Source organism: Kitasatospora sp. NPDC005751 (assembly GCF_040630835.1).
Taxonomy (GTDB): domain Bacteria; phylum Actinomycetota; class Actinomycetes; order Streptomycetales; family Streptomycetaceae; genus Kitasatospora.
This window is the reverse complement of record NZ_JBEXYC010000068.1, coordinates 24,577-36,961: the sequence shown is the minus strand read 5'-3', so window position 1 is coordinate 36,961 and position 12,385 is coordinate 24,577. Positions and strand designations below refer to the sequence as shown.

1 protein-coding gene is annotated in these 12,385 nt (G+C 76.2%); it reads right to left on the bottom strand.

The window, feature by feature from the left end:
• On the bottom strand, positions 1-12,326 hold a 12,326-nt coding region (locus tag ABZ497_RS32870; protein ID WP_359810790.1), incomplete at its 3' end, for an SDR family NAD(P)-dependent oxidoreductase.
• Positions 12,327-12,385 lie beyond the last annotated feature (59 nt).

Sequence of the window (12,385 nt, the reverse complement as noted above, 5' to 3'; positions counted from 1 at the left end):
AACCGCTCGTCCAGCGCCTCGCAGGCCGCGTCGAAGGCCTCGGCGAACACCGGGTACCGCTCGGCCAGCTCCCGGCCCATCCCGACCCGCTGCGAGCCCTGCCCCGGGAACACCAGCACCGTCCGGTCGGTGTCGGACACCGTGCCGGTCACCAGGACGGGGCTGCTCTCACCCCGCGCCAGGGCGCTCAGCCCGGCCAGTGCCTCCTCCGGCGAACCCGCCAGCACCACCGCGCGCTCCGACAGCAGCGCCCGCTGGGCCAGCAGGGCGGCGGCGATCTCCGCCGTCCCCGCCCCGGAGGTCTCGACGAAGGGCGCCAGCCGGTCGGCCTGCCCGGCCAGCGAGCCCGCGCTCTTCGCCGACAGCACCAGCGGCGCCGTACCGGCCGGCGCGTTCTCGACCGTGACGGCCTGCGCCTCGGCCTCGACCGGGGCCTGCTCCAGGATCAGGTGCGCGTTCGTCCCGCTGACGCCGAAGGCGGAGACCCCGCCACGCCGCGGTCGGCCGGTCTCCGGCCAGTCCCGCGCCTCGGTCAGCAGCTCGACCGCGCCGGCCTGCCAGTCCACCTCGGTCGAGGGCTCCTCGACGTGCAGGGTGGGCGGCAGGACGCCGTGGCGCAGCGCCTCCACCATCTTGATCACACCGGCCACCCCGGCGGCCGCCTGCGCGTGCCCCAGGTTGGACTTCACGGACCCGAGCCAGAGCGGCCGCCCCGGCTCCCGGTCCTGGCCGTAGGTGGCCAGTAGCGCCTGCGCCTCGATCGGGTCACCGAGCACCGTGCCGGTGCCGTGCGCCTCGACCGCGTCCACCTCGACGGTGGACAGGCCCGCGTTGGCCAGCGCCTTGCGGATCACCCGCTGCTGGGAGGGCCCGTTCGGCGCGGTCAGACCGTTCGACGCGCCGTCCTGGTTCACCGCGCTGCCGCGGACCACCGCGAGCACCCGGTGCCCCTTGCGCCGCGCCTCGGAGAGGCGCTCCAGCACCACCACACCCGCGCCCTCGGCCCAGCCGGTGCCGTCCGCCGTCGAGGAGAAGGCCTTGCAGCGGCCGTCGGGCGAGAGCGCCTGCTGGCGGGAGAACTCCACGAAGGTGTGCGGGTTGGCCAGCACCGTCGCGCCGCCGGCCAGCGCCATCGAGCACTCGCCCTGGCGCAGCGCCTGGGCGGCCAGGTGGATCGCCACCAGCGACGACGAGCAGGCGGTGTCCACGGTGACCGCCGGGCCCTCGAAGCCGAACACGTAGGACACCCGGCCCGAGGCCACGCTGCCGGCGGAACCCGTCGCGGTGAAGCCGCTCAGCTCCGGCGGCACCTCGCCGCCGAACCCGTAGCCCTGGCTCATGACGCCGGAGAAGACGCCGACGTCGGTGCCCTTCAGCGCCGCCGGGTCGATGCCCGCCCGCTCCAGCGCCTCCCAGGACGCCTCCAGCAGCAGCCGCTGCTGCGGGTCCATCGCGAGTGCCTCGCGCGGCGAGATCCCGAAGAACCCGGCGTCGAACAGGCCGGCCTCGTGCAGGAAGCCGCCCCGGTCGACGTAGGAGGTGCCGATCCGGCCGGGGTCGGCGTCGAACAGGCCGTCCAGGTCCCAGCCGCGGTCCTCCGGGAACGGGGAGAGGGCCTCCCGGCCGTCGGCGACCAGCCGCCAGAGGTCCTCCGGGCTCGCCACGCCGCCGGGCAGCCGGCAGGCCATGCCGACGATCGCGATCGGCTCGTCGGGGTCGGCGGCCAGGACGGCCGGCGCCGCCGGCCCGGCCGCGGCGGCCACGTGGCCGAACGCGCCGTGCAGGTGGCGGGCCAGGGCGAGCGGGGTCGGATAGTCGAAGACCACGGTGGTGGGCAGGTTGAGGCCGGTCGCCTCACGGACCCGGTTGCGCAGTTCGACGGAGGTCAGCGAGTCGAAGCCGGCGTCCTTGAAGGCCTTCTCCGCCTTGACGCTGTCCGCCCCGGCGTGGCCGAGGACGGTCGCCACCTGGCCGCGGACCAGGTCGAGCAGCAGGGCCTCCTGCTCGGTGGCCGACAGCCCGGCCAGCCGGTCCGCCAGCCCGCCGCCGCTGCGCTGGGCGGCCGCCGCCCGGACGGCCTGCCGGCCGGCCCGGACCAGGCCCCGCATCAGCGGCTGGACGGCGCCGCCGGAGGCCGCGTCGGCGCGGGCCGCCCGCAGGTCGAGCTTGATCGGCACGACCAGGGCCCGGTCGGCGTGCAGGGCCGCGTCGAACAGGGCCAGGCCCTCGGCCGGGGTCAGCGCCAGGACGCCGCCGCGGCTCATCCGGGCCTGGTCCAGCTCGCTCAGGTGCGCGGTCAGGCCGGTGCTCTGCTCCCACAGACCCCAGGCCAGCGAGACACCGGGCAGCCCGTCGGCCCGCCGGCGGGCCATCAGGGCGTCCAGGTAGGCGTTGGCGGCCGCGTAGTTGCCCTGGCCGGCCGAGCCGAACAGGCCGGCGGCGGAGGAGAACACCGCGAAGGCCGTCAGGCCCAGGTCACGGGTCAGCTCGTGCAGGTGCTGTACGGCGGTCACCTTGGGCGCGAAGACCCCGGCGATCCGCTCGGGCGTCAGCGCGCCGATCACGCCGTCGTCCAGCACACCGGCGGTGTGCACGACGCCGGTCAGCGGGTGCTCGGCCGGGACGGCGGCCAGCAGGGCGGCCACCGCCTCCCGGTCGGTGACGTCGCAGGCGGCGACCGTCACCGCCGCGCCCAGCCCGTCCAGTTCGGCCACCAGCTCCGGCGCGCCCTCGGCCCCGAGACCGCTCCGGCTGGCCAGCACCAGGTGCCGGACGCCGTGCTCGGTGACCAGGTGCCGGGCCAGCAGCGCGCCCAGCGAGCCGGTGCCACCGGTGACCAGGACGGTCCCGTCCGGGCGGAAGGCCGGTTCGGCGCCGGTCGCGTCGCCACCGGCCGCGCGGACCAGCCGCGGTGCGGAGAGCACCCCGGCCCGGACCGCGACCTGCGGCTCGCCGGAGCCCAGCACGGCGGTGAGCAGCGGCTCGACGTCGGTGCCGGAGGTGAGGTCGGTGGCGGTGTCGGTGTCGATCAGGACGAGCCGGTCCGGGTTCTCCGCCTGGGCGGCGCGGATCAGGCCCCAGACGGCGGCGCCCGCCGGGTCGGTCACCGCGGCGTCGCCGCCGGCCGGCACCGCGCCTCGGGTCACCAGCACCAGCCGGGAGTCCTCCAGGCTCGGTGCGGACAGCCAGGTCTGGACGAGGTCCAGGATCCGGCCGGTCAGGGCCAGGGCGTCGCCGCGCCGGTCGGTCGCCTCCACCAGCGCGACCACCGGGGAGGTGACGTTGTCGGCGAGGATCTGCACCTCGTCCGCGTGGAACAGCGGCACCCACGGCGGCAGCGTCTCGCCGCCGGCGGGGGTCTCGGGCAGGTCGGTCCAGTCCACCCGGAAGAGGGCGTCCGGGCCGGCGTCCGCCGCGGCGGAGGAGAGCTGCTCGGCGGAGACAGGCAGGAAGGCGAGCGCCTCCAGGGTCAGGACCGGGCCGCCGGTCTCGTCGGCGGCCTCCAGCGAGAGCCCGTTCCGGTCGGACGGCGCGAGCCGCACCCGCAGCGCCGAGGCGCCGGCGGCGTGCAGCGTCAGGCCGGTCCACTCGGCCGGCTGCCAGAGCCGCGGTCCGCCCGCGGTCCCGTCGGCCACGGCTGCGTGGCGCAGGCCGGACTGGAGGGCGGCGTCCAGCAGCGCCGGGTGGATGCCGAAGCGGCCGGCGTCGGCGCGCTGGTCCTCGGGCAGCACGACCTCGGCGAAGACCTCCTCGCCGCGCCGCCAGAGCCCGCGGACGCCCTGGAAGGCCGGGCCGAGGGCGTAGCCGAGGCGGAGCAGGTCGTCGTAGAGCTCGTCGGCACTCGCCTGCCGGGCGCCGGTGGGCGGCCAGACGACGAGGTCGGCGTGCGCCTCGGTGCGGGCCGCCGCCGGGGCGAGCCGGCCGGTGGCGTGCCTGGTCCAGGCGCCGGTGTCGTCGTCGGCGTCCTCGCGGGCGGCGTAGACGTCGACGCTGCGGGCACCGCTCTCGTCGGGGCCGCCGACGGTCACCTGGACCCGGACGCCGCCGTGCTCGGGCAGCACCAGTGGGGCCTCGATCACCAGCTCGTCGAGGGTGCCGCAACCGACCTCGTCACCGGCGCGGACGGCCAGCTCCACCAGCGCGGCGCCGGGGACGGGGACGACCCCGCCGACACCGTGGTCGGCCAGCCAGGGGTGGGTGCGCAGCGACAGCCGGGAGGTGAACGCCAGCCCGTCCGACTGCGGCAGCCGGACGACGGCGCCGATCAGCGGGTGGTCGACGGTGGCCTGGCCGAGCGAGGCCGCGTCGGTGGCCGGGGCGGTCTGCAGCCAGTAGTGCCGGTGGTCGAAGGCGTAGGTCGGCAGGTCGAGCGGGGCGGTGCCGGTGGGCAGCACGCCGCTCCAGTCCACGGCCACGCCGCGGACGAAGAGTTCGGCCATCGACAGGAACAGTCGGCGCGGACCGCCCTCGTCCCGCCGCAGCGAGCCGGTGACCAGGGCGTCGACCGCGGTCTCGTCGACGATCTCGTTGATCGGCTGGACCAGCACCGGGTGGGCGCTGGACTCGACGAACACCGTGTGGGCCGCTTCGAGCAGCGCGGCGACGGCGGGGCCGAAGCGCACCTGGCCGCGCAGGTTGCGGTACCAGTACCCGCCGTCCAGCACGCCCGCCTGGTCGATCCACTCGCCGGTGACGGTGGAGAGGAACGGCACCAGCGGGGCCTGGCTGCGGATGTCCGCGAAGGCCTGGCCGAGGGTCTCCTCGATCGCCTCGACATGACGGGTGTGGGAGGCGTAGTCCACCGCGACCCGGCGCACCCGCACGCCGTCGGCCGCGAGCACCTCCAGCGCCTCGTCCAAGGCCTCGGCGTCACCGGCGACCACGACCGAGGCCGGGCCGTTGACGGCCGCGACCTCGACGCGGTCCGCCCAGCGCTCCAGGCGAGTCAGCGCCTCGCTCTCGGGGAGCGCGACCGACGCCATGCCACCGCGACCGGCCAGCTGACCGGCGATCACCTGGCTGCGCACCGCGACGATCCGGGCGGCGTCCTCCAGGGACAGCGCACCGGCCACGCAGGCCGCCGCGATCTCGCCCTGGGAGTGGCCCAGCACGGCGTCCGGCAGCACGCCCACGGACGCCCAGACGGCGGCCAGGCCGACCATCACCGCGAAGCTGGCCGGCTGGAGCACGTCCACCCGGTCGAGCAGCTCGGCCGGGGCCTCGCCGCGCAGCACCTCCACCAGCGACCAGTCCACCCAGCGCTCCAGCGCCGCCGCGCACTCCGCGATCCGCTCGGCGAACACCGGGGAGGTGTCCAGCAGTTCACGGCCCATGCCGGCCCACTGCGAGCCCTGCCCCGGGAACACCAGGACCGTCCGGCCCGCACCGGCCGAGCCGAGCGAACCGCCGGTCACCAGGGCCGGGGCCGACTCGCCCCGGGCCAGCGCGCCCAGCCCGGCCAGCGCCTCCTCCGTCGAACCGGCCACCAGCACCGCACGCTCGGAGAGCAGCGCGCGCCGGGACAGCAGCGCGTTCGCCGTGGCGGCGAGCGAGGGCCGGTCCGCCGTGTCGAGGAAGGCCGCCAGGCGCGCGGCCTGACCGGCCAGCGAGCCGGTCGAGGCGGCCGACACCACCAGCGGCACCGTGTCGGCGCCCGGCAGCACGTCGCCCGCCGCCGGCTCGACGGCCGGCACCTCGGCGGACTCCTCCAGGATCAGGTGCGCGTTGGTGCCGCTGATCCCGAAGGAGGAGATCCCGGCCCGGCGCGGCCGGCCGCCGGCGGCCCAGTCGCGCGCCTCGGTCAGCAGCTCGACCGCCCCGGCGGACCAGTCCACCTCCGGGGTCGGCGCGCTGACGTTCAGTGTGGAGGGCAGCACGCCGTGCCGCAGCGCCTGCACCATCTTGATGACGGCCGCGACACCGGCCGCGGCCTGGGTGTGGCCGATGTTGGACTTCAGTGAGCCGAGCCAGAGCGGACGCTGCGGGTCGCGGTCCCGGCCGTAGGTGGCCAGCAGGGCCTGCGCCTCGATCGGGTCGCCCAGCGCCGTTCCGGTGCCGTGCGCCTCCACCGCGTCGATGTCCGAGGCGGCCAGGCCCGCGTGGGCCAGCGCCTTGCGGATCACCCGCTGCTGCGAGGGGCCGTTGGGCGCGGTCAGGCCGTTGGAGGCGCCGTCCTGGTTCACCGCGCTGCCGCGCAGCACCGCGAGCACCTGGTGCCCGTTGCGCCGGGCCTCGGAGAGCCGCTCCAGGACCACGATGCCAACGCCCTCGGAGAGGATGGTGCCGTCGGCGCCCGCCGAGAACGCCTTGACCCGGCCGTCGGCGGCGAGGCCGCGCTGGCGCGACATGCCGAGGACGCCGACCGGCGAGCCCATCACGGCGACGCCGCCGGCCAGCGCCAGCGAGCACTCGCCGGACCGCAGCGCCTGCGCGGCCAGGTGGATCGCCACCAGCGAGGAGGAGCACGCCGTGTCCACCGTCACCGCCGGGCCCTCGAAGCCGAACACGTAGGAGACCCGGCCGGAGGCCACACTGCCCGCGGTCGCGGTGGTGACGAAGCCTTCGAGCTCGGCGGGCATGCTGGTCAGCGACTCGACGTAGTCGTGGATGGAGACACCGGAGAAGACGCCGATGTTGCCGCCCCGCGCCGTGCCGGGGTTGATGCCGGCCCGCTCCAGCGCCTCCCACGAGGCCTCCAGCAGCAGCCGCTGCTGCGGGTCCATCGCCAGCGCCTCGCGCGGCGAGATCCCGAAGAACTCGGCGTCGAACTCCCCGGCGTCGCGCAGGAAGCCGCCCTTGTGGACGTAGGAGGTGCCGGGCTTCGCGGCGTCGTCGTCGAAGAGCTCGTCGAGGTTCCAGCCGCGGTTGTCCGGGAAGCCCACCATGCCGTCGCGGCCCTCGTGCACCAGGCGCCACAGGCCCTCGGGGTCGACCACGCCGCCGGGCAGCCGGCAGGCCATGCCGACGATGGCGATCGGCTCGTCCGGGTCGGCCGCGACCACGGTGGGGGCGGCGGCGGCACCGGCCGCGGTGTCGCCGAGCTCCTCGCGCAGGAAGCGGGCGAGCGCCACCGGCGTGGGGTAGTCGAAGATCAGGGTGGCGGGCAGCTTGACCCCGGTCGCGGCGCTCAGCCGGTTGCGGAGCTCGACCGCGGTGAGCGAGTCGAAGCCGATGTCGCTGAAGCCCCGGGTGCCCTGGGCCAGTTCGTGGCCGTTGAAGCCGAGCACCGCGGTGGCCTCGGCCTGGACGATACCCAGCAGGATGCTCTCCTGCTCGGCCTCGGACTTCCCCGCCAGGCGGCGGACCAGCCCGCTGCCGTCCCCGGCGGCGGTCCGTGCCACCCGGCGCCCGCTCCGCACCAGGCTGCGCAGCATGTGCGGGACGGCGCCGCCGGACGCGGTGTCCGAGCGCAGCGCCCGCAGGTCGAGCTTGATCGGGACGAGCAGCGCCTGCTCGGCCCGCAGGCCGGTGTCGAAGTGGGCCAGGCCCTCGGCCGGGCTGAGCGCCAGGACGCCGCCGCGGCTCATCCGGGCCTGGTCGACCTCGCTCAGGTGGGCGGTCAGGCCGGTGCTCTGCTCCCAGAGGCCCCAGGCCAGCGAGAGACCGGGCAGTCCGCCGGCCCGACGGCGGGTCATCAGGGCGTCGAGGTAGGCGTTGGCGGCGGCGTAGCTGCCCTGGCCGGCCGAGCCGAGCAGCGCGGCGGCGGACGAGAAGACCACGAACGTCCGCAGCTGCGGGGCGAGTTCGCGGGTCAGCTCGTCCAGGTGGCGCACCGCGGTCGCCTTGGGCGCGAAGACCCCGGCGATCCGCTCCGGCGTCAGCGCGCCGATCACCCCGTCGTCCAGGATGCCGGCCAGGTGGACGAGGCCGGTCAGCGGGTGTTCGGCCGGGACGGCGGTCAGCAGCGCGGCGACCGCCTCCCGGTCGGCGACGTCGCTCGCGACCACCGACACCGTGGCGCCGAGTCCGGCGAGTTCGTCGGCCAGATCGTCGGCGCCCTCGGCGGCAGGGCCCCGGCGGCCGGCCAGCACCAGGTGCCGGACACCGTGCTCGGTGACCAGGTGGCGGGCGACCACGGCGCCGAGCGAGCCGGTTCCGCCGGTGACCAGGACGGTGCCGTCCGGGTCGAAGGCGGTGGCAGGGGCCTCCTCCGGGGCGGCGTCGGCACGCACCAGGCGGGAGGCGGAGAGCGCCGTGCCGCGCACCGCGACCTGCGGCTCGCCGGAGGCCAGCACCGCCCCGAGGACGGCTCCCGCCCCGGCCGCGGCGGCGGGGTCGAGGTCGACCAGGACGATCCGGTCCGGGTTCTCCGCCTGGGCGGCGCGGACCAGGCCCCAGACGGCGGCGCCGGCCGGGTCGGTCACCGCGGCCTCGCCGCCGGCCGGGACGGCGCCCCGGGTGGCGACCACCAGGCGGGCCTCGGCCAGGCCCGGCGCGGCCGTCCACGCCTGGATCGCGGCCAGCACCCGGCAGGTGAGCTCCAGCGGGTCGGCCTCGGCGTCGGCCGCGGTCGCGTCCAGCACGGCGACCGCCGGCACGTTCTCGCGGGCGGCCAGCGCGGCCACGTCCTCCGGCCCGGACAGCGGGGCCCAGACCGGCGCGGCCGTGGCGCCCTCGGGCGCGGGCAGCCCGGTCCACTCGACCCGGAACAGCGAGTCCCGGCCGTCCTGGCCGGCCGCGCTGCCCAACTGCTCGGCGGAGACCGGCAGCGAGACCAGCGAGTCCATCGTCAGGACCAGCTCGCCGGCCTCGTCGGCGGCCTGGAAGGACAGCGCGTCGGTGCCCCGGGGGGCGACTCGCACCCGCAGCGCGGAGGCGCCCAGCGCGTGCAGCACCAGCCCGTTCCAGGCGAACGGCAGCACGTTGCGGCCGTCCTCCGGGTTGGTGAACGCGTTGGTGTGCAGGGCGGCGTCCAGCAGGGCGGGGTGGATCCCGAACCGGTCGGCGTGCTCCCGCTGCTCCGGCGGCAGCACGGCCTCGGCGAAGAGCTCCTCGCCGCGCCGCCAGACCGCCCGCAGGCCCTGGAACGCCGGGCCGTAGGAGTAGCCGCGGACGACCAGGTCGGTGTAGAAGTCCTCGATCTCCACGGGCTCGGCGCCGGCCGGCGGCCAGGCGGCGAAGTCCACGGCGGGCGTGGTGCTGCCGCTCGGGGCGGCGGACGAGAGCAGACCGGTCGCGTGCCTGGTCCACTCGCCGTCGCCGTCCTCGCCGGCGGCGTCCTCGCGCAGCGAGTAGACGTCCACCGTGCGGGAGCCGGTCGGGCCGGGGCCGCCGACGGCGACCTGGACCCGCACGCCGCCCTGCTCGGGCAGCACCAGCGGGGCCTCGATGACCAGCTCCTCGAGGATGCCGCAGCCGAACTCGTCGCCCGCGCGCACCGCCAGGTCGACGTAGACGGTGCCGGGGACGATCACCACGCCCTGCATGGCGTGGTCGGCGAGCCAGGGGTGGGTGCGCAGCGACAGCCGGGAGGTGAAGACCAGCCCGTCCGACTGTGGCAGCCGCACCACCGCCCCGAGCAGCGGGTGGTCGGTGCCGGTGAGGCCCAGCGAGGCGGCGTCGGTGGCCGATCCGGTCAGCTGGAGCCAGTAGTGCTGGTGGTCGAAGGCGTAGGTCGGCAGGTCGACCAGGGTGGTGTCGGCCCCGGCCGGCAGCTGGCCGGTCCAGTCCACGGCGACGCCCCGGACGAAGAGTTCGGCCATCGAGGTCAGCAGGCGGCGCGGGCCGCCCTCGTCCCGCCGCAGCGAACCGGTGACCACGGCCGAGGCGTCGGCGGCGTCCACCAGCTCGCTGATCGGCTGGACCAGTACCGGGTGGGCGCTGGACTCGACGAAGACGGTGTGGCCCGCGCCGAGCAGCGCGGTGATAGCCGGGCCGAAGCGGACCTGGCCGCGCAGGTTGCGGTACCAGTAGCCGCCGTCCAGCACGCCCGCCCCGTCGATCCACTCGCCGGTGACGGTGGAGAGGAACGGGACCAGCGGGGCCTGGCTGCGGATGTCCGCGAAGGCCTCGCCGAGGGTCTCCTGGATCGCCTCGACGTGCCGGGAGTGGGAGGCGTAGTCCACCGCGATCCGCCGCACCCGCACGCCCTGGTCCTCCAGCGCGTCGAGGGCCTCGTCGAGGGCCTCGGCGTCACCGGCGACCACCACGGACGCCGGGCCGTTGACGGCCGCGACCTCGACGCGGTCCGCCCAGCGCACCAGCCGCTCGACAGCCTCGCTCTCGGAGAGCGCCACCGACGCCATCCCCCCGCGCCCGGCCAGGCTGCCCGCGATCACCTGGCTGCGCACCGCCACGATCCGCGCCGCGTCCTCCAGGGAGAGCGCACCCGCCACGCAGGCCGCCGCGATCTCCCCCTGCGAGTGCCCGACCACCGCGTCCGGCACCACACCCACCGACGCCCAGACCGCCGCCAGACCGACCATCACCGCGAAACTCGCCGGCTGGAGCACGTCGACGCGCTCCAGCAGCTCGGCCGGGGCCTCGCCGCGCAGCACGTCCTCCAGCGACCAGTCCACCCAGCGCTCCAGCGCCGCCGCGCACTCCGCGACGCGCGCGGCGAACACCGGGGAGGAGTCCAGCAGTTCACGGCCCATGCCGACCCACTGCGAACCCTGCCCCGGGAAGACCAGGACGAGCTTGCCCGCCCCGGTCGCGCTCCCCGTCACCAGCCCGGCGGCGGATTCGCCGCGGGCCAGCGCGGCCAGCCCGGCCAGCGCCTCGTCCCGCGAACCGGCCACCAGCACCGCCCGCTCGCCGAGCACCGCGCGCCGGGTGGCCAGCGTCCCCGCCACACCGGCGAGGGAGACCCCCTCCGCGGCGTCGAGGAAGGAGACCAGCCGCTCGGCCTGGCCCGTCAGGGACCCCTCGGAGGCCGCCGAGACCACCAGCGGCACCACGGCGTCGGGCGCGGCCCCGGCCTGGGCGGGCTCCTCCTCGGGCACCTGCTCCAGGATCAGGTGCGCGTTGGTGCCGCTGGCGCCGAAGGAGGAGACCCCGGCCCGGCGCGGCCGCCCGGTCTCCGGCCAGGGCCGGGTCTCGGTCAGCAGCTCGACGGCGCCCGCCGTCCAGTCCACCTGCGGGGTGGGCGCGTCGACGTGCCGGGTGGCCGGCATCACGCCGTGCCGCAGCGCCTGCACCATGTTGATCACACCGGCGACCCCGGACGCCGCCTGGGTGTGGCCGATCACCGACTTGACCGAGCCGAGCCGCAGCGGTTCCCGGCCGTCCACGCGGTCCTGCCCGTACGTGGCCAGCAGCGCCTGCGCCTCGATCGGGTCGCCGAGGACGGTGCCGGTGCCGTGGCCCTCGACCATGTCGATGTCGCCCGTGGACAGGTTGGCGCTGTCCAGCGCCTTGCGGATGACCCGCTGCTGGGCGGGGCCGTTGGGCGCGGTCAGACCGTTGGAGGCGCCGTCCTGGTTGAGCGCGGAGCCCCGGACGACCGCCAGCACGCGGTGGCCGAGCTCCCTGGCCCGGGAGAGCTTCTCCAGCAGGATGACACCGGCGCCCTCGGCCCAGCTGGAGCCGTCGGCGCAGGCCGCGTAGGACTTGCAGCGGCCGTCGAAGGCCAGGCCGCGCTGGCGGGCGAAGCCCACGAAGCCGCCCGGGGTGGACATCACGGTCGCACCGCCGGCCAGCGCCATCGAGCACTCGCCGCGGCGGAGCGCCTGGGCGGCCAGGTGGATGGCGACCAGCGACGAGGAGCACATGGTGTCGACGGTGACCGCCGGGCCCTCCAGCCCGAGCGAGTAGGCGACCCGGCCGGAGGCGACACCGCCGGCGGTGCCCAGGGCCCGCTCCAGGCTGAGGAAGCCCTCGTAGCCGCTGAGGTCCGGGGCGTAGTCCTGGTGCACGATGCCGGCGAACACGCCGATGTCGGTGCCCCGGACGGAGTGCGGGGCGATGCCGGCCCGCTCCAGGGCCTCCCAGGACACCTCCAGCAGCTGCCGCTGCTGCGGGTCCATGGCGAGCGCCTCGCGCGGCGAGATGCCGAAGAACCCGGCGTCGAACTGGCCGGCGTCGTGCAGGAACGCGCCCTCGCGGACGTAGGTGGTGCCGGGGTTGTCCGGGTCCGGGTGGTAGAGGCCTTCGAGGTCCCAGCCCCGGTCCTCGGGGAACGCGGTGTACACGTCGGTGCCGTCGGTGACGACCCGCCAGAGGTCCTCGGGGGTGCGGATCCCGCCCGCGTACCGGCAGGCCATCGACACGATGGCGATGGGCTCGGCGGGGGCCTCCAGGAGCTTCTGGTTCTCCTGCTGGAGCCGCGCGTTCTCCTTCAGCGAGGCACGAAGTGCGTTGACGATCTGCTCGTCCGGCGTCGTCATGTTCCTACGTCCTCCGTGTCAGTCCGCTGTCAGTGGTCAGCTGGTCGTACCGGGTCATC